Source organism: Deinococcus fonticola (assembly GCF_004634215.1).
GTDB lineage: Bacteria > Deinococcota > Deinococci > Deinococcales > Deinococcaceae > Deinococcus > Deinococcus fonticola.
The window spans coordinates 23,879-41,835 of the sequence record NZ_SMMH01000030.1; the positions used below are offsets into that span (position 1 = coordinate 23,879).

The window sequence follows — 17,957 nt, forward strand, 5'->3', positions numbered from 1 at the left end:
GGACTTTCAAGAACTTTAGACCTGTAACACGAGGCACGAAACACCTCAAAGTTACAGGACAGACGAGGAATTGTCAAAATGTCCCTACAAACCAAACTGACCGGTGCCACCAGCGCCTACGACCTGGCCCGTACCCTGCTCGCCCAGCACGGCATTTCCACGCCTGACCAGGCTTACGCGGCCTGTCCGGACATGCACCCGCGCACCGTGCGCCGCATCTTCGCCGAAGGCCAGATCATTGACGGTCTACCCTCCCCCGCGCCGGATACTGTCCTAAAGGAGAAGGGAGAATTAATTACAAATAATCCTTTACCCCTTACGGACAGCATCAGTCCCGACGACCTGAACACCCTGACCGAGAAGGCGCAGGCGGCGGGCGTGAAGACCTTCAGTGCCGTGACGGCGGTGCTGCGCTTCGGCAACCCGCTGGAACGGGTGGTGAAGGTGCTGGACGACCTGGTGACTCTCGCCAAGACCGCCCGGCCCGCCCGTAGCCCTTCCGGGCTGTTCGTGCACGCCATGCGGCATGGCAGCGACATCAAGCTGCCTGACCCGCCGGAAACGCGCCAGGCAGAGCAAGGCCCCCAGTACCCGCCGCTGAGGGTCGGGGAGTGGGTCAAGTGGAACCTGGAATGGATGCGGGTGCTGGTGCTGGACGGCACCCAGGCGCTGCTGTCGCCCACGGATGACCCGCTGGACGCCTACAAGGCCCCGGCGGACAACCTGCGGCACCTGCCCCGCAGGGCGGCGCTGACGGGGTAGAAAGGTGGGCGGGGTAGGCCGCGCCCCGAAGCTGGTCAGGATGACGGCGCTTCTTTCCCCGGCCCTTCCAGTTCGGCTTCCAGTTCCTCGATGCTGGGCAGTTGCCCTTGCAACTCGGGGGGTAATTTGGCAGCAGCTTGCTGCACAAATTGAAGGTCAGTGCAAGTTTCGGCGAATTTCTTCATGTGGCCGAGGTTTCTGGGACTGAATCCCTTCATGTCGGGGAATTCGGCTTGCAAGTCCTTCGAGAGCCGCTCGATCACTTTTGCGCCCCAGCCTTGCTGGTCTTGCCGCTCCAGGATGGTTTGCCCGATGTGCCAGTAGCAGTACCAGTTCACGGTTGACGCTGAGGGCCGCTCTGATCTGGGCGCTTTTAATCTGGGTTTTCAGGCGCTGAGGAGTGCGGCGTACTCGTCGGGGAGTTGCAGGGAAGCGGGCATTGAACCACAGTGTAGTGACACCGGGTAGAGCGGCGGGTCACTGGAGGGAAATGCCGTCCCAGAGCGTGCCGTGCCGTTGTGCTTTGATTTCTTGCAGCAGTTCGGGGAACAGGGTGGGCATTCCCGTTTTCTCGCGCCGGAGTAGGGCTTCCACGTGCGCGTGGTACGCCTGGCTGGGAAGCACCAGCAGGTTCTCGGGGGCGTTGTTGCGCGGGTTACCGTCGCGGTGGTGAACGATTTCCGTGGCCAGCAGGGGGCGGCCCAGGGTCTGCTCGGCCAGGACACGGTGCAGCAAGCGCCTGCGCCCACTGCGCCTGTCCCTGGTTTTGGCGTAGTGCCCGCCCTTTGGCATAAGGAAAGTTTAGAGCATTTGCCTGAACGCCAGGAAAGGCGTGTTGCCCGCCGCTTGTGAGCCGGGTGGGGTCACGAGAACGGGCCGGGCGTGCCTTCCCTGGCAACTTCCCGGCCCGCGCTCATACCGCAGCTTTACGGCCTGATTTCGAGGCTTCCGCTGCCGTCACTGCCCGCAGGCGGGTAAACCAGAATCAGACTTGAGTTCAGGTTGTACGTCCACAGGCCGGGCTGACTGGGTTGGTACCCGTCCCGGTTCTCGTGTGGCAGCAGGGACGCCTGGCCGTTCTCCACCCAGTAGAAGGTTCCGCTGCGGAAGTTCCACGAGTTAGGCGAGGGGGACGTGCCGAAAATGCGAATGCTGCCGTCCTGCATGACTTCCTGCGGTTGCCACGGCCCCACAGGGTCAGGCGGGGGGGGCGGGTCTGTCCAGTCGATGCACCTCGCGCCCTGCATAGTGCGCGGCCCGTCCTTGCCGGTCAGGGTGACGCTGTAGACCAGCCTGGACGACGCTGTGAGGTTCTCCAGTCCAGCAGGCGGCACGGCCAGGCCGAAGCCGACCATTTCCACGTAGTCCAGCACCTCGTAAACCAGATTCCCGCTGCTGAGGGTGGCCCGGCTGCTTGCGCCGCACTCCGGGGCGTTCTCGATGGTGTACATGCCGGAAGCCGTCATGGTGCCCGTGTAACCCCACATGGGAATGCTCCCGTCGAACCCGTACAGCGAAACTCCGCCGCCTGCTGGCGGCTCGGAGTATCTGGGATCGCTGTAGAAGTAGGGGTAGGCGGTCACGTCGTCCACGCTGGGCGGCGGGGGTGGCGGGGGCGGCGTGAGAATGTCGCACACCACGCCCGTGTACGTCTTCGACTGGCCGCCGTAAGAGATGGTCAGGGCATAATCCACGATCACGTCTTGCCCGTCGTCCGGCATGGCCTCGATGGTGAACTGCGTGATGCTCTGGCCTTTGTCAGCCAGAAACGTCTGGTCGTACTGAAGTTGTTTATCCAGGGTGACGTTCACGCCCGCCTCGCACGTCGTGCCAGAGCGCACCGCGTACCGCCCGGTGATGGTCGCCGCCGGGTCGTGCGGGCCGACCTGCACGGTGCCCACCACGCTCCCACCGTCACGCCAGAGGGACGGGTATGTTTTCGCCGCGCCATACGCCGGGTCAGGCGAACCGTCCGGCGGGTAGAAGCGATAGAACTGCACGCCCGCCACACCAAAGGAGTTCCAGCCCAGGATCAATATTTTCTCGCGTTCGTCACTGAGCCGCACGCGGTAGACTTTCACGTCCCGGTAGAACATCTGCATGACGTGGTAGAGCTTGTCCCACTGCAACGCTTCCCTGTAAGTCATGCCGCTGGACTGGTAAAAGAACGGTTGCAGGAAGTCAACGACACTCTCGCTTTTGATGACCGTACTGCCGGGCAAGCCCAGCAGGGACAGCACCTCGACGGGTTTCGGGGAGCTGGTCGCCTGCGTCCTCAGGCGGGTGAACGTGACTTTGGATTTCGCCAGGCTGGCGTAGGTGTACAGCATTCCAGACGTGGCCTTGCTGACCTGCGCTTCCTCCTGTGCCCTGGTCGCTGGCCCTTCGCACACTTCAATGGGCGTGTTGCTGCTCCACACGTTCCCGCTGGCCTTCAGGTTGAAAGTCAAACGGGCGCACAGTTCACCCGGTTCCGCGCTGTAAGGCGTGCTCCTGGTGACTTTCGCCTGGTAATCCGGGGGCGTCACAGCCAGGTTCATTTTCCCGTTGTAGGCCGCCAGTGTTCCCGGCTCAGCCACCTTGCCCAATCCCAGGATGTACGCCCCGGACAGGTTCACCGTCTGGTTGCCCCAGATGAACGTGGCACTGGCGCGTTTCTTGCCGATGTTCGCCCCGGACTTGGCACGGGTGACCGACAGCACCACCCGCAAGCGGTTCCCCAGGTCAACAGCGTCCAGCGGTTGCAGATTGAGTGACTGCACCAGGGCGCGGCTCTGCTTGCGGTCAAAGGTGAATTCACGGCTGGTGGTGGCATCTGGCGGGGCGTCGGCGGGCGTGGTGGCTGCCGGGCTGGTCGGCGTGGTGGGGCTGGTCGGCGTGGTTGTCGGGGCTGGTGTGGACGGACTGCCGCAGGCACTGAGCAGGATTAAACCCGCGCCTAGCAGTAGTTTTTTCATGTTGACCTCTCAACAAAAAGGCGGCACCTGGCCGCCCTTTTGCTCTCTCGGAAGAAGTGAAGTACGCGGCTTATTTGAAGCGAATGGTCTTGAGTCCCCCCACGCCCCAGCCGTTCAGGCCCAGCAGCACGATGTCTTCACGCCCGGCGCTGGTCGCCACGGTGTACACCGTCGCAGAACGGTAGTAGTAGCCGAATTGCTTCTGTAAGCTGGCGTACTTGCGGGCCAGGGCCGCTTCCGCTTTCTGTTCGGTCGTCCAGTCCTTGCTGTCCCCGGCGGGCAGCACCGTCAACGGCGCGAAGAACTCAGCGAGAGTGGACGTGGTGACGGTGGCGGCGGGGTCGGTTCCGGCCACAGCAGCGAGTCCGGCGGCGTCGGTGGGCAGGGCGGTCACGCCGTCCTTGCTGACAAAGGTGAAGGGGGCTGCACCGACACTCTGATAGTCGAACATGAGGTCTTTGGACGCTTTGTCCAGGGCCACCTTCTCGGCGTTGCGTTCCTCGACGCCCTCGCACACTTCCAGCGGTGCGGCGGTGTTGTTGAACACCAGCGGCGTGTAGTTCGGGATGCTGCCAGCGGCGTTTTCCTTCGTGGTGAAGTTGAAGGACAGCTTGGCGCACATCTTGCCGCTGTCGTTCACGTACACGCCGCTGCGGGTGGTCTTGGCCTGGAAGTCAGGGTAGGACACCTTCATGTCCAGGTTCCCTTCGTAACGCTGGAACATGGTCGGTGCGGCTTCCGGGTAGATGTCCAGGGTGACGCCCTTGGTCTTGTCGTCAATGGGGATGACCTGCTCCTGGTCGTTGCCCCACACGAAGGTTGCCACGGCGCGTTTCTTCCCGGCGTTGTCGCCGGACTTGCTGCGGGTCACCGCAAGCAACACGCGCATTTCATCGGTGGCTGCCTGGGCCTGCATGGTGCCGGTGCGGGCCATGACGTTCTGGGCCGCACCCACGTCCAGACCCAGGGACTGGGCCAGGACTTTGGCACGAACCCCCGTGATGATGAATTCGTTGGCAGCGGTGGAATCGGCGGGGCGGGCAATGGTGCCGCCCGTGACGGGCGTGGTGGTGCCGCTGTCCGGCGTGGGGTTGGTGGTGGGTGGAGTGCTGCCCCCACCACACGAGGCCAAAACGAGACAGGCGGTGAGACAGAGGGCCGACAGGTTCAGGGTGGTACGCATGAGGAAGTCCCTCCCAGGACTGATCTACTTGCGCACCGCTCGGCCTCCCTTGGCTTCTGCTGGTCGTGGGCTGTACCACCCAGTGTACAAATAATCTGCTCAGGATGTGTGGTGGCATGGTGGACGGGTTTCAAAGACCGTCGACCAGTGTGGCCGGAGTGCAGTAAGGAATGAACGACTTAAATACTGCATTCTTTAATAACTGCATTACTGCATTCAGTACATCAACAGTGCAGTGTGCTGCGTAGCGTGCATCCTGTGCGTAGAATGCAGACATGCCACATCGGTTGTTCTACACCCCGGACGAACTGGCCGCCACGCTTCGACTTAGTGGGGAAACCATTCGCCGCCGCCTCAGAAGTGGACAGATGCAGGGGGTGCGCATCGGGGACACCTGGCGCGTTCCCCGTGAGCAGGTGCTGACCCTGCTGGGTGACGCCAGCCTGGAATTACTGGATGCCCAGCTTGACCAGCAGGAGAAAAGCGCATGAAGCTGACCGTCGCCAACCTGAAAGGCGGAGCGGGAAAAACCACCACCGCCGTGTACCTCGCCAACGCCCTGGCCATCCAGGGCCGCACGCTGCTGATTGATGCCGACCCCCAGGGATCAGCCTTGTCCTGGAGTGAAACTGCCGGGGATTTTCCCCTGCCCGTGGTGGCTGCACCGGTCAAGGACTTGAACCGCCGGGTGCCGCAGCTTGCTGAAGGGTACGCCCACGTGGTGATTGATACGCCCCCCGGCGAACTCGCCATTACCCGCTCGGCCATGCTCGCGGCGGACATCGTGCTGATCCCCATTCCCCCTTCGCTGATGGATTTAGACCGCCTGCGCCCCACGCTGGAAGTGCTGGCGGAACTGGAAGGCCTGCACGACCCGGCCATGTGCTGCCTGCTGACCCGCGTGCGCAAAGGAACGCGCAGCAGCAAAGCTGCCCGCGAGGTGCTGACTGAGTTGGGCTTGAACGTCATGGACGCCGAAGTGTCGCTGCGTGAGGGGTACGCCAACGGGTTCGGGTTATCGCTGACCGGGGATCTGGGCGAGTACGAGGAAGTCCTGCGCGAACTGCAAGGCCAGGTGAAACAGCCATGACAAAGAAACCCAGTGATGTGCTGTCCCGCATGAAGGCCGCAGCTACCCGCGAGAAGCCAGTCAGCACCGCCAGCGAGGCCGCGATAGAGGAAATACCGGTGGCCCCCACTGCACCTTCGGAAGTGGCCTCTCCCCTGCCGCCCCCGCCCCGCGTGCGCCGGGTCAGGTACACCCTCGACCTGGAACCGGAGCAGCACAAGAACCTCAAACGCTTCGCCCTGGAAGCCGACGCGGACGCCAGCGAGGTGATGCGGGCTTTGCTGGCCCTGCTTCACACCGATACTGCGGTGAGGAACGCCGTACTTACTGCAATCAGTAAGAACTGAAGTCAGTCAGGGCTGAATGACTGGATTCCTGCGTTGCAGATCGTCGCAATTCAGCTTCTAAGTGTTTAAGGAAATACTGCATTACTGCATTAAGTGAGCCTCATCCACGGTACGGTCAGGTGCAGGCCCACGCCCCCTTTCAGTTCAAAGGCTCAGTGACCCGTATGACGCCCCGGCGCACCACCTTTCCCGTGACCCCCATTGCGAGCACGGCGGTGTGGTACTGCCCGCTCCGGTCAATCAGTTCCAACATCAGCCCGGTAGGCTGTCCTGTCGGGGCCAGGAACTCGCCGTAAGGGGCGGTATAGGTGTAATTGGTAGTGGGCGCGGCAGTCGCTATGCGTGCGCCATTGGGCACGGTAATGGTCATCGTACCAGTCGTGAGGGTGGTGCCCGTCCACGTCACAACCTGGTCGGCGCTGCTGCGCTGGGACTTACTCCGGGCGCGGGCGAGTTCGGTAGCCACTGCGGCCTGTGCTTCCCGCAGATCGGCCCGGCGAATACTGCTCAGCAGGTTCCAGCCGAAAATTCCGGCGAGAATGCCAATAATGGCGATGACCACGAGAATTTCAACGATAGTAAAACCTTCAGAACGTTTCACTTCCAACCTCCGACTGCTTGGATTGTACGGGCGTTTGCCCCAGTTCCCGCGAGAGAATGACGACCTCGACGGTCAGGCCGTGAACGGTCGCGCCCTTGTTCCTGATCTCCACGACCGCCCCGGCCACGGGTGAGCGGACGACCTGGGCGGCGGTGGTGGCGTCCCGTTTGGCCGTGAGGGTCTTGATGTCCAGGGCGAGCGCCCGCGCCCGTGCTTCGGCGTCGGTGGTCGCCTGGGCCTGCTGCATGGCGATGGAATCCAGCTTGCTTTGTGCCTGGGCGGCTTTCTGCTGGGCGTCCAGCAGTTCAAGGCGGGTCGCGGCGTCGGCGGCCACCAGCTTCTCAAAGCGGGTGACATTCTCACGGGCGGCCTGCACCTCCGCGAGTGCTGGAGCTTTGAGCGCCCGGTAATGCTCCGCGAGTCCAGCCAGTTTCTTTTGTGCGTCCAGCAGGGCTGTTTTCTTCCTTTTCAAATCGGCATCGAGCGCCGCCGTCTCATGCGGCCTGACAAAACGGGCCAGCGGTTCGCCCTCCAGAACCCTGTCCCCGGTTTGCACCAGCAGGCCCGCCATGCTGGGCAGGCCTTCTATTTTTATGGCCTGCACGGTGGGCGTGGGGCCGTCCTGGGCGGTCAGGGGCAGGGTGTCCACTTCCTTGCCCGGCGCGAACTCGGCCCGCACCACCACCGACCCGGTGCGAATGTACGCATTCCTGAGCGCCTGCACGTCCACCGGGCGGGCGGCGTGAAGTTCCAGAATGTTGTCTGTTCCCTGCCTGGTGGACACACGGGCGAAGGTTCCCACCTCAGCAGGGGGCGGGTTGATCTCGCCGGAGATTTCCAGCACTCCGGTCAGATAAACGTTCGTTGCGCCTGGCGGAAGCGCGGTGAGAACATCGCCCAGGAGTCGGCTCCCCACGTCCAGGCGGTAGTCACGCCAGACAATCGGCGCACCACCGTAGGCGCGGATTCTGTACGCCACCACTTGCCCAAATTTGCTGACTTGATAGGCGTTCCCGGCCTGATCTTCCACCAGCACGCCGTTCCGTCCAATGGCTTCGATAATGCGGTAATTCCCCTTCATGGGTTCCTGCGTTTCGCTGTTGAACCCTTCGAGGCTGGCCCACACGTCCCTCTCCTGGCGCATGTCGATGTAATCCGCCACTGCCGTTTCCGGGCTGGCGACCAGACGGCGAAAGGCACTGTTGAAGCCGTCCGTGCCGATGGGCCACAGCACCAGGGCCACCACGGCACAGACCAGGGCCACCGACGTTTCACCGCTGCTGCCGTACTTGATCCGCATGGAACGGCGCGGCCAGAACCAGAACATGAGTCTGGACGGCCACAGCAGCGGCACACCGTTTACGTTCAGGGTGTCTAAAAGCAAGTGAGACATGATGCCCCAGAAGAACGCTGTCGCCAGGCTGGGCGACAGCGGCCACCAGATCGCCGAGAACAACACCGTGAACAGGAGGGAATGCGTCAGGGTGCGGTGTCCAAACTTCGTTTCGATCAGCCTGGACAGGGGTTTGACGAAGCGGCCTGTGCCGCTGGTCGTCGTATCGATGTCAGGAAGTAAGCTCCCCACGACCAGGGCCAGGACTTCGGGCGGGCCGATCTCCACGCCGAAACCGCGCAGGACAGCAGCGGTCAGGGCCGCGCCTGCAATGTGCGTCCCGGCCTGCATGGCTTATGGCCTGGGTTTGACGCCTGAAAGAACGCTGTCCAGTTCGCCCAGGTTCAGCCCGGTCAGGGCGGAAAGCTGCTGTTTGGCAACCGCTAAACGAAGGTTAGCGTCGTACAGGGCGGCATCTGCCGAGTTCTGCACCTGGGCGGATTTCAGGACATCGACGCCCGTGGCCGCGCCCGCAGCGGCGCGGGCCTGAGCCTGCCTCAGTGCGGCCCGTGCCACTTCCAGCGAATCCGAAGCCGTCCCAGCCGCGCGAATGGCACTGAGGTAAGCGGTGTAAGCCTGGAGTACCCGCACGCGCAGGTCACGGCCTGCCGCACTGGTCGAGGCGGTCAGGGCGTCCAACTGGGCGCGGTTCGATTTGCTGAAACTTCCGGCCAGTCGGTTCAGATCAACGGAAGCAGAGAGCCGGACGCCGGGGTTGACCTGATCGAATCCGTTTGAACTGCTCAGAGTAGTTCCCACACTGGCCCCGGCGCTGACGTTCAGGGCCGACAGGGGCGACAGTTCTGCCCGTTTCTGCGCGTCCTGGGCGTTGGCCGCGAGAAGGGCCGGATCTACCTTCTTGGCCTGAAAAACAAGCTGGTCGAACACCTGCACCTGAGCAGTCGTAAGGATGTTCGGGCCGGGTTCCTGAGCTTTGACCTGCGAGGCCAGACCCAGCACCACCAGCGCCAGCAGCACGGCCAGCCCTGTCTTACTGAACAACAGGCGGAACCTGGAAGCGGCGAACGGTGAGAACTGCTCGACGGGAGTAAGCCAGTCTGTCTTTTTCGGTGTCACCTGACCATCACCAGCTTTCGCAGGAACGGCAGCGCCACCATAGAAACAGCGATGCCCACGCCGCCCATCAGGTACATATCCATTTCCCCACGCGCCAGGCCGACGTATTTGGTAATCATGGCGACACCACTCAGCACCAGCAGCACGGGCGCGAGGGCAATACCGCGTTCCTCGCGCTGTGCGGCCTGCTGCGCGAACGAACTGCCGATGTCGGACGGTTTCACCAGATCGTGAGTGCTGACGTACCTGACCAGCCGCTCGGCCTCGCCGGGAATGCCTTCAGCAAGCGACAGAACACGGTTCTTGTACGCGCCCATGTCCTCGGCCACGATGTTGTACTTCACGGTCAGGGCGTCCACCAGTTCCCGCGCTTCGGCCCGGTCAAGGGGGTTCAGGTCTACCCGGTCACACTTGCCCCAGAAGCGCGAGAGGCCAGCCTTCCGCATGGTGTCCGGCTGCACGGCCACCACCAGGGAACAGACTTCAGCCAGGGCCAGCATGTGCGGCACCATTGACTGAGTGATTCCGGTGCAGTCGTCCACCAGCACCACCGGCGCGGCGGTGCCGCCCTGGGTGTACTCGCGCAGGGCCGCAACGAGTGACCGGGCGCGGGCGTCGGTACCCTTGTGCGCTGACTTCCAGGCGTCGAGGGGTTTCTTATCCGGGTGCTTCGATTCCGGCAAACGGAAGTCAGGCACGGCGGCCAGTTGTTCCGCCAGGTCAACAAGAAACGTGCCGAACGGCGCAACCTTGGGGACGGTGACGGTGGCGGCGAGTTGCTCCAGGGCTGGGGCGAGTTCACGCAGTAGGGCGCTTTTGCCGTACCCGGTGGGCGCGACCAGGACGACGGAGCGCCCAGCGCGGGCCGAAAGAATGACGGCGCGGCCCTCGGACTGACGACCAAAGAACGTTTCTGGAATGGGAACAGGGGGCGGGACGGTAGGGGCAGGGGCAGACATAGGAAACCTCCAGTGTCAGCCGGAACCTGCTTCCCTCCCTTGGACCGCTGCGGTTGCGGGTTACGCCCTAGATTTTGACTTACCATGTAATTTTTGACCACCTTCATCGACGTGCTAAAAAACAACCCCAGAATGCGCTGGTCTGGAATCTGCCCAGAAACCTTTACAGTGAAAAACCCAGCTCTACGGGTCATTGCATTCCGAATACTTCACGTGGCGCGTGCAGCGGCTGACTCTCCACGGCCATTGGGAACACTGTCTCCCTTCCCCGCTTGCCCGCACGCTCAGCTACTTGGTCAGGCTTGCCTGCGGGTCGAGGTCGATCAGCAGCATCCGCCGCCCCATCTGCTCCACGGTAGAAATTTCCAGACGGGACATCGAATGCAGACGACTCATCTGTACCTGCCGTTCATCTAAAGGGGCCATCATGTTTTAGTCACAAAATTGTATGATTACTCGCCATAGGATGTGTGTATCATGAAAAGAATTATAGCGATTACATCGGTGGCGGCTCTACTGACTGGAATAGCCTCAGCGCAGGAAGCTCCCTTCAGCAAATTGCGGGTCGGATTTAATTACACGGATTTTACAGGGTCTACACCAGCTAAATTTCCAGAGCCAAGTCAAAAGATTCCTCTCAAATTTTCTTGCAACCCTGAACAATATGATGCAAAGAACCTCTCCGCCTGGGCAAAAGCAGTTGGTGGTACTTTCAAAGAGAATCCACCGATCCTCACAGTCAAGGGGTTGAAGCTCGACTGTAGTGGAGGGAAGCTGACCATGTCCACTTCCAAAGTGATTAATGATATTGCAGACAAAGGCAATATATTGACCAAAATGTATGACAATGATTACCCTATGGGACTTGAATACGAGGGGAATATTTGGAATGAGGAGAATACACATTACTTTATTATCAAAACCTTTGATAGCGGCCTGAGTACAAGCTTTGCCTTAATACCCAATAAAAAGACCATTACTCCTCTTAGCATGGACGAAGGTGCCGTTGCTTTTATTCAAAATGGCAAAATGAAGGAGTGGTTCGTTGCAGGCGGGAAAGCCGCCACAAGTATATCCTACGATCCCAAGAAACCATTTGTAATTAGCCTATATGATAGTAATAAAAAGATTTGGTATAATGTCAACTTCAATCTTCCAAGTCAGGTTCAATTATGGCTATCGAGCCAACCAAACGGCAGCCCGGTCAAGGCACCGAAACAGTAGGCAATCTCTAGCTACGCCCCAGTGGGGCACGTAACGAGACTAACCAGCAGGCTTTAGGACTTCATGCCCTGCCGCGCTTTCACGGCGTTCCACTCGAACTCGAAGGCCGCTGTTGGGTGCACCATAACTGCCTTTCACAGCACGTCCGGCAAGGCACTTGCTGCCTGTTCCAACTGCCGCGCTTTGACCCTCCCGTAAATAGCGGTGGTGGCGGGGTTCTCGTGGCCCAGGATGGTGCCGATCTCGTGCAGGCTGCGGCCCTGCTCGACCAGGGCGGTGGCGTAGGAGTGACGCATTTTGTGCGGTGAAACTTTCGCCGGGTCAAGTCCGGCACGTTTCGCCGCGCTGGTGGTCATGGCCTGCACGGTGCGCACGGCCAGCGGTTCGCCCCGGTGCTTTCCGGTGAGGTAAGACCAGACGTAACGGCTGGTGGGGTGGCCTTCCGTCCGGCGCACCTTTAACCACTGCACCAGCGCCCGCTGAGCGGTGGGGGACAGGGGAACGGTGCGCTCCTTGTCGCCCTTGCCGATCACGCGGATGCTGGAAGGCAGGCCGTCCACGTAACTGATTCTGTCGAAGGTCAGGCCCACCACTTCCGAAATTCGTGCCCCGGTGCCGTACAGGAAGGCCAGCAGCGCCCAGTTTCGCAGGCCCCGGTTGGGGTTGCTGTCCCGGTGGGCCGCGTCGAGCAACTTGGCAATGTCGGGCGTTTCCAGGTACTTCGGCAACCTGCCGGGCAGCTTGGGCCGCTTCAGTTCGCCGGGGGGATTCTGCACGCTCAGGTGCTGCACGTCGCGCAGGAACGCCCAGAACTTCGACCAACTGGCAATCAGGCGGTGAACCCGGTGAGGTTTCGGCCTGCTCTGGGCCAGGAATCCGCGTAGGTCGGCGGCGCTGATCTGTTCCCAGTCACGGCCCCTCTGGTGCTGGGGTTGCCCATCGCCGTCAAGGTACGCGCGAAGCATTCGCACGTCGGCGAGGTATGCCCGGACGGTTTGCGGCGTGCGGCGTTCCTCAATTTCGAGGTAATGACGGAAGGCTTCGACGTGGTTCATGTGGCTCCTCGACACCACCCGGTGAGTAGTGGCCCGCCTCAGGTTCAGGGCAGGTGATTCGACTCAATTTTACGTGAAATAGTTATTTCACGCAATTAAGTAATCAGAGCCTGACCGCCTAGTTTCAACGTGTCAGTCGCAGAAATGCCGCCGCAGTGCGCCCCGGCGATGGGTTCACCCGCACCTCTTTTTGCGTGAAATATAGCGTTCTTGCGTGAAATATAGGGGTTTGAGGCGGGTGGGCTGGCGAGAGAACAGTTGTCCTGAATAGCCAGGAGTATTCAGGAATTCTCTAGAATGACTGCACCATGACCCTGCCAGATCAGCACCTGTTCAGCACAGCGGAAGTCGCGGCTCACCTCAGCGTGAGTCAGTCCACCGTGCGACGTCTGATCGAGTCAGGGGAACTGGCGAAGGTCTACCCGGCGAAGCGCACCATGCGAATCACACGGGACTCACTGGTGAAGCTGCTGGAGAAGTCCGCCACGCCCGGCGCGGTGGCCGCCAGCATGGAAATGGGGAACCAGGCCAGAGCGCAGGCCGCGAAGGCAGCCGCTGAGCAGCACCAGGAAGAGAAGAAGAAGTCACTCGCTGATCGGTGGGGACTGGGCAACATTTTCGGGAAATCCACACGGTAAGGAAGTGTCCTAATGAACTTCGCTTCATATTTTGATGAGTACACTTTGCAAAATCCAATCGAACTAAGCGAATTCGATAATTTATTTCTAGTTTGCCTGAGACGTGATCACGCAGTAGTAAGTTTTAACCAAAAATTAATGAAGTATCCTTACGGCAGGCTTGCCAGGAAGAATACAATTGAGTTTCGGGAAATATTTGAAGAGATTATCAGATATCACGATATTTTAAGTGTCAGTGTTTCTAATGCTGTTGCCCAGGAAGCCATAGAATTATACAACAAACATCGAGATCAATTTACATCTGATTATAAGAGCTTGCTTAGATTAATATATGAAGTTAATAAGGTAGATTTTTCTCTTGCCAAGAAAATTATACATATTTCAAAAGGCAAAGATGTTCCAACACCAGAACAAAAATATATAGCCCCTACTCGTGATAACGCTCAATACCCATCATCCATCACTTTGAGTCAATATCCTTCACCCTATAGGACGAGTTCGATAAGCAGGGTTATTTTCCCAGATGGAACAATTGGCTCGTCGGAAGATTTCATCGCATTCCGGAAAGATTAAAAGAAAGTATGATTTTTATCACTCACTAGTGCCAAATTGCCAAATTTATCCAGAATAACATTTAAGAGGCGGGTATTTAACCCTCAACCAAATTTAAATGCATCTCCAAGGCCTTCCTGTGAGGCTGTTTTTCTGGCAACAGGCGGCCACGGCAGTTGTCCAGTTCACGGCCTGCGGCGCTCCCTGTCTCATTTTTCGTATGTTGCAATACATGACTTTTCCCGCACTGGCACGACAAATTACCGTATGTTGCAACACACGGATTTGGGGTGCGCCAGGTCGTCCACGTCCGGCCTGGGCCGTCGCGGTTGGCGGGTGGTGCTGTCAGTTTGGGATTAGGTCAGGCTTGGGCCTTGGGCCTTCCCCCTGCACGGGTGGGGGCCAGCAGCTTCAAAGCGTCATAGATGCCGCACGCCTTCAGTTTCGCGACCACCAGGGCGGCGGGCTTTTTCTGACTTCGGGAGTACATGCTTTCGTCGTGCTTGATGTCGTGCAGGACGCGGGCCAGCAGGTGTGCTACATCGTCGGCGTAGTTCTGGCCCTGATCGGCTCCCCGGATCAGTTGCCACACCAGCCAGCACCAAAAACGGGTGTTGGCCGTGTCCTCGAACGTGGCCGCAAGAGCGCGAGCAGTTTTCTCGACCTCGGCGTTTCTACGCTGCCTCGGCAGGCCCGCGAGTGACGGAAGGGTAAAAATCACGTCGAGGCCGTGCGAAATGGCGGTTGCAACAGTCAAGGTAACGTCAGTGGATGTAGTAAAACCATCTAACACCCACTTTATAAGTTCCTGCTTTTCTACTGCCTTTAGGCTATTCATTGACTGTTGCATCTCTGATTTCCTCCGTGTGGGGCGGGGATTCTCGGCGCGGGTTTTGGCGGCATTTTCCGTCGCGGCCTTCCGGCCGGTGAGGGGCTTCTCGCCCCGCTCTTTGGCTGCTTGGCGCTCTTTGGCCCTTTCCTGCGCCCGCGCCCGTGCCTCGGCCCTCTCCTCTGCCTTGGCTTCCCGCTGAGCCTTGTAGGCTGCTTTCTGCTCCTCGGTGCGGGTCAGGTTCCAGACCGTGCGCCCACTTTCGGTGTCGGCATCCAGGTTGCGCCAGGGGGCCGTCAGGTCATGGTGGCGAACCTTCACCGGTTCGGCGTGGCCTGAAAGCTGGCGCTCTGGATTGATGCTCACCGCCCATACCTTGCCGGTCACGGCGGTCTGACCCTTGAGCCTGCCGTAATGGTCGCGGGCGTCGAGCACTCCGGCACTGACCAGCGGTTGCAGGTTGCGCCAGATGGTCGTGCGGTCGACCCGGAAGTGCGCGGCCAGCAGTTCCAGCGGCAGGTGGTACACGCCCACGGTGAGGCCAGCGGAAGGCAGGCCACGCGCCCGGATGCTGATTAAGGCCAGTTCGTGCAGCAGGCGGAACATTCGGCGGGCCAGCCGGGGGCACTCGGCGGTGTCCAGGCAGGCCGTGAGGGTGTCCGACACGTTGAAGCGGTATTCCCGTTCGGCTCGGATGAGCGGTGGCATGAACTCGGCAAAGCGTTCGGCGGCGGTGATTTGAATAGGCGCGGGCCTGCTGGCCTGATTTTCCTTAATGATTTCCTGCACCGTGCGGCAGGCTGGGAACTCGCCAAATTCGCGGCGCGTGGTGGGCGTCGGCGATGGCGAATCTGACGAAAGGCTAAATAGTGGGCCTATATCGCGGCCCTTGGCCCGCTGGGACGCCTCGAAGCGTGCCAGGAAGCGGGCGGTTGAGTTGTCCCCTTGCATACAAACAAATCTCCAGCACTTGAGCCGCTGGGATTGAAGTTGTACGCTAGAGGTCGCCAAACGTCTTGCGTGAACTTCGCGGTCAAGTGGAACGCTCCCGAAAGGGAGCTTTCGCTTTTGTGTGACTTTACACCATTTCCAGACAGAAGGAAGGTTCGAGCCGTCCCTATGGCGATCAGGACGGGGCATACCTCAGACGACCCTTGTGCTGGCCTGAACTTCCCAGTCGCGTTGCAGGCTGCGCAGGGTTTCGCGTTCGGCGCGTTCCTGCACGCGGGCGGCTTCCAGTTCGGTATCGGCCCGGCGCAGGGCGTCTCGCGCTTCCCGCAGGGCCGCCGTGTGGGGCTTCAGGGCGCTGGCCAGGTGGGCTTCGCGTTCCTCGGCTGGGCAGCGTTCCCTGAGGCCGCTCAGGCCAGTCAGGATGAGGTGCTGGCGCTGGTCGTCGTACTGGTCGCGGGCCTGGTCGTAAGCAGCCCTGGCCTGCTGCTGGGCGTCCAGGGCGCTGAGCAGACTGCTGGACACCTGCTGGAACTTCAGCACTTGCGGGTGGGTGGGCATGGGGAAAGCCTCCTGAAGGGAACAGGCGAAGGCTGCGGGGCAGCAACCTTTCGCACAGGCGAGAAGGGAGCCGCTTCGCACAGGGGGCAGTCACGCTGACCGCGTAAGGACTGTGGGAAAGGGAAGAAAAGAGTGGGGAAAAAGATCAGCCGGACGTGGTGCCAGCGGCGTAACTGCTGCGGGGCACGCCCAGGCCCACCTTGCCGATCATGCGGCCCTGAATTTGCACGTCGGCGGCGGGCAGGGTCAGGCGCGGGAAATCGGGGTTCTCGGCGATCAAGGTCACTTCATCCCCGAAGTGATAGATGCGCTTCAAGGTGGCCGCATTCTCGGAGGGAAGCAGCACCACGGCCACTTCACCGTCGAGCACCTCCTGGGTGGGCCTGACCACCACGTAATCGCCGTCCATGACGCCGATGCCCACCATGCTGCTGCCGCGCACCCGCAGCATGAAGTCGTCCTCCTGAACGCCCAGCAGCGCGTCGAGGCTGGGCGTGACGTGCTCGGGGGACTGCTCGGCCAGGCTGGGCGGCCCGGCGGCAATCTCGCCGAAGACTGGAATGCCCACCTGCACCAGTTGCAGTGCCTTCGGCGTGAGTTGCAGGGCACCGCGTGGAGTGGGCCGGGAGACGTAAGCGTGGCCCAGCAGGTAATTCAGGTGAAACGACATGGTGGCGGGCGTGACGCCGCAGGCGGCGGCCAGTTCGGCGGCGCTGGGCGGGCGGCCCTGCTCGCGGGTCAGGCGGGCCAGCGTTTGCAGTATCTCGCGGCGCAGCGGCGTAAGGCGGGGGGGCATGGGCGTTCTCCTTTCCTCTCCGGGATTCTGTCGAATATGAATTAGAGAGTAGGCTTATACTGCCACCATGTCACGTGACATTCAAGCCCCCGGCAAGTGGACAGCCCCGCCACCCGCCTTTCCTGCCCCACTGCTGCTGGTGTGGCTGCCCCCCCACCTGGAAGTGCGCCAGAGCGCCCTGAGACGACTGGCCGACCACGTCAGGCACGAGTACGGCGCGGGGGTCAGTCTGCGCCGTCGGGGCTGGCAGCGCGGCGGGTGCCGCCTGGAACTGAAAGGGAACTGGGGAACGGTGAGTGGCGGGGACGTGCAGGACAACCTCGCCCACTTCTGGGCGACCCTCTGGGACGAGTGAACGGCGCAGAAAATGGTCAGTCCGCCTGATTCCACGCCACTTCAGGAACACAGTCTGACACCGTCACCTGGCGTCCTTCACGGGTGAGCACCACAGCGGTGAACAGATCTCCCCGGCCTGCCATGACCGTGACCACTCCCGTTTCCGGCCACTCCCCGCCCGTGGCCGGGCCATCACTCGCGCCACATTCGGCGGACAGGTGCAATCTCCAGTACCCGGACACCGGGGGCGGTGAGAGGGTGGCGGTGACATGCATGGCATCCAGGCGTTCCAGCCGCAGCACGGGTGCGGGCGTCGGCGTCCTGGGCGTCGAGCAACTGGCGAGAGCAAGGGCCAAAAAAAACAGGGCGGGACGGTTCATAAGACCTCCTGCACCTGCACGGGCGCGGGCTTCCTCCCTGGGAAGTGGGGGCGCGGGTGGGGTGAGTTTAGAAATTCAGTTTAAGGCTGGGGTGCAAGTAAGACAGGTGCGACCGTCGGGAATGAGACGGTGGCGCACGTGGCCTGATTACACGATTGGCGCAAAATTGTAGATATTGTTTTTTGCCCGGCCCGTCAAGTCTCGCTGGAAAGCCGCACATACAGCGGGTCGTAGGGCTTCCCTGACTTGACCACCGCAAAGCCCACGCATAGTAATTTGCGTGCCAGCGC

At 60.9% G+C, this 17,957-nt stretch carries 22 protein-coding genes; 8 read left to right on the top strand and 14 right to left on the bottom strand.

Annotated features, from left to right (window positions below):
- Positions 1–78 precede the first annotated feature (78 nt).
- Positions 79–762, top strand: coding sequence for a hypothetical protein (locus tag E5Z01_RS15055; protein WP_135230111.1), 684 nt, complete (start codon positions 79–81; stop codon positions 760–762).
- A 35-nt stretch (positions 763–797) separates the two neighbouring features.
- Here E5Z01_RS15055 and E5Z01_RS15060 read toward each other — a convergent pair whose 3' ends face one another.
- From E5Z01_RS15060 to E5Z01_RS15075, 4 genes are all read right to left on the bottom strand, one after another.
- On the bottom strand, positions 798–1,100 hold the full coding sequence (locus E5Z01_RS15060; RefSeq protein WP_205750501.1) for a DUF1016 N-terminal domain-containing protein: 303 nt from the start codon (positions 1,098–1,100) through the stop codon (positions 798–800).
- 139 nt (positions 1,101–1,239) lie between these two features.
- The gene (locus E5Z01_RS15065; protein WP_135230112.1) at positions 1,240–1,554 is read right to left on the bottom strand and encodes an HNH endonuclease; all 315 of its coding nucleotides are present in this window, start codon (positions 1,552–1,554) and stop codon (positions 1,240–1,242) included.
- A 134-nt stretch (positions 1,555–1,688) separates the two neighbouring features.
- Entirely contained in the window at positions 1,689–3,719 is a 2,031-nt protein-coding gene (locus E5Z01_RS15070) for a nuclease A inhibitor family protein (protein ID WP_135230113.1), read from the bottom strand.
- A 70-nt stretch (positions 3,720–3,789) separates the two neighbouring features.
- The gene (locus E5Z01_RS15075) at positions 3,790–4,902 is read right to left on the bottom strand and encodes a nuclease A inhibitor family protein (RefSeq protein WP_135230114.1); all 1,113 of its coding nucleotides are present in this window, start codon (positions 4,900–4,902) and stop codon (positions 3,790–3,792) included.
- Positions 4,903–5,177: 275 nt separating this feature from the next.
- Here E5Z01_RS15075 and E5Z01_RS15080 point away from each other — a divergent pair, with 275 nt between their 5' ends.
- The 3 genes from E5Z01_RS15080 to E5Z01_RS15090 are packed head-to-tail and all read left to right on the top strand — an operon-like array spanning position 5,178 to position 6,318.
- Positions 5,178–5,393 (top strand): helix-turn-helix domain-containing protein, encoded by a 216-nt coding sequence (locus E5Z01_RS15080; RefSeq protein ID WP_135230115.1) that lies wholly within the window; start codon positions 5,178–5,180, stop codon positions 5,391–5,393.
- A complete protein-coding gene (locus tag E5Z01_RS15085; RefSeq protein ID WP_135230116.1) occupies positions 5,390–5,992 on the top strand; it encodes an AAA family ATPase in 603 nt (200 codons plus the stop codon). Before E5Z01_RS15080 ends, E5Z01_RS15085 begins: the two co-directional genes overlap by 4 nt.
- The gene (locus E5Z01_RS15090; protein WP_135230117.1) at positions 5,989–6,318 is read left to right on the top strand and encodes a hypothetical protein; all 330 of its coding nucleotides are present in this window, start codon (positions 5,989–5,991) and stop codon (positions 6,316–6,318) included. Before E5Z01_RS15085 ends, E5Z01_RS15090 begins: the two co-directional genes overlap by 4 nt.
- Positions 6,319–6,457: 139 nt before the next feature.
- On the opposite strand, the gene E5Z01_RS15095 is transcribed toward E5Z01_RS15090, so the two are convergent.
- The 5 genes from E5Z01_RS15095 to E5Z01_RS20250 form a co-directional block, all read right to left on the bottom strand.
- On the bottom strand, positions 6,458–6,919 hold the full coding sequence (locus E5Z01_RS15095; RefSeq protein WP_240738481.1) for a prepilin-type N-terminal cleavage/methylation domain-containing protein: 462 nt from the start codon (positions 6,917–6,919) through the stop codon (positions 6,458–6,460).
- The gene (locus E5Z01_RS15100; protein ID WP_135230119.1) at positions 6,906–8,603 is read right to left on the bottom strand and encodes a metal-dependent hydrolase; all 1,698 of its coding nucleotides are present in this window, start codon (positions 8,601–8,603) and stop codon (positions 6,906–6,908) included. The genes E5Z01_RS15095 and E5Z01_RS15100 overlap by 14 nt, the downstream gene beginning before the upstream one ends.
- Positions 8,604–8,606: 3 nt before the next feature.
- Positions 8,607–9,314 (bottom strand): TolC family protein, encoded by a 708-nt coding sequence (locus E5Z01_RS15105; RefSeq protein WP_167757957.1) that lies wholly within the window; start codon positions 9,312–9,314, stop codon positions 8,607–8,609.
- 71 nt (positions 9,315–9,385) lie between these two features.
- Positions 9,386–10,348, bottom strand: coding sequence for an nSTAND1 domain-containing NTPase (locus tag E5Z01_RS15110; RefSeq protein ID WP_135230121.1), 963 nt, complete (start codon positions 10,346–10,348; stop codon positions 9,386–9,388).
- 288 nt (positions 10,349–10,636) lie between these two features.
- Positions 10,637–10,726, bottom strand: a complete 90-nt coding sequence (locus E5Z01_RS20250; RefSeq protein WP_167757958.1) for a ParA family protein — start codon at positions 10,724–10,726, stop codon at positions 10,637–10,639.
- A gap of 99 nt (positions 10,727–10,825) precedes the next feature.
- Between E5Z01_RS20250 and E5Z01_RS15115 the strand changes: the two genes are divergently transcribed.
- The gene (locus E5Z01_RS15115; RefSeq protein WP_135230122.1) at positions 10,826–11,572 is read left to right on the top strand and encodes a hypothetical protein; all 747 of its coding nucleotides are present in this window, start codon (positions 10,826–10,828) and stop codon (positions 11,570–11,572) included.
- 134 nt (positions 11,573–11,706) lie between these two features.
- Here the strand turns inward: E5Z01_RS15115 and E5Z01_RS15120 are convergent, their stop codons facing one another.
- Entirely contained in the window at positions 11,707–12,627 is a 921-nt protein-coding gene (locus tag E5Z01_RS15120) for a tyrosine-type recombinase/integrase (protein WP_135230123.1), read from the bottom strand.
- Positions 12,628–12,935: 308 nt separating this feature from the next.
- Between E5Z01_RS15120 and E5Z01_RS15125 the strand changes: the two genes are divergently transcribed.
- Entirely contained in the window at positions 12,936–13,265 is a 330-nt protein-coding gene (locus tag E5Z01_RS15125; protein WP_135230124.1) for a helix-turn-helix domain-containing protein, read from the top strand.
- A 12-nt stretch (positions 13,266–13,277) separates the two neighbouring features.
- Positions 13,278–13,838, top strand: a complete 561-nt coding sequence (locus E5Z01_RS15130) for a hypothetical protein (RefSeq protein WP_135230125.1) — start codon at positions 13,278–13,280, stop codon at positions 13,836–13,838.
- 340 nt (positions 13,839–14,178) lie between these two features.
- On the opposite strand, the gene E5Z01_RS15135 is transcribed toward E5Z01_RS15130, so the two are convergent.
- The 3 genes from E5Z01_RS15135 to lexA all read right to left on the bottom strand — a co-directional run bounded on the left by E5Z01_RS15135 (position 14,179) and on the right by lexA (position 16,951).
- Positions 14,179–15,597 carry a hypothetical protein gene (locus E5Z01_RS15135; RefSeq protein WP_135230126.1) on the bottom strand — a complete coding sequence of 473 codons (1,419 nt, stop codon included), beginning with the start codon at positions 15,595–15,597 and terminating at the stop codon, positions 14,179–14,181.
- A gap of 192 nt (positions 15,598–15,789) precedes the next feature.
- Positions 15,790–16,155, bottom strand: coding sequence for a hypothetical protein (locus E5Z01_RS15140; RefSeq protein ID WP_135230127.1), 366 nt, complete (start codon positions 16,153–16,155; stop codon positions 15,790–15,792).
- 145 nt (positions 16,156–16,300) lie between these two features.
- The gene (gene lexA / locus E5Z01_RS15145) at positions 16,301–16,951 is read right to left on the bottom strand and encodes a transcriptional repressor LexA (RefSeq protein ID WP_135230128.1); all 651 of its coding nucleotides are present in this window, start codon (positions 16,949–16,951) and stop codon (positions 16,301–16,303) included.
- Between the two features lie 67 nt (positions 16,952–17,018).
- Here lexA and E5Z01_RS15150 point away from each other — a divergent pair, with 67 nt between their 5' ends.
- Positions 17,019–17,306: a hypothetical protein gene (locus E5Z01_RS15150; protein WP_135230129.1), complete on the top strand. Its 288-nt coding sequence runs from the start codon at positions 17,019–17,021 to the stop codon at positions 17,304–17,306.
- A 16-nt stretch (positions 17,307–17,322) separates the two neighbouring features.
- On the opposite strand, the gene E5Z01_RS15155 is transcribed toward E5Z01_RS15150, so the two are convergent.
- On the bottom strand, positions 17,323–17,667 hold the full coding sequence (locus E5Z01_RS15155; RefSeq protein ID WP_135230130.1) for a hypothetical protein: 345 nt from the start codon (positions 17,665–17,667) through the stop codon (positions 17,323–17,325).
- Between the last annotated feature and the right edge of the window lie 290 nt (positions 17,668–17,957).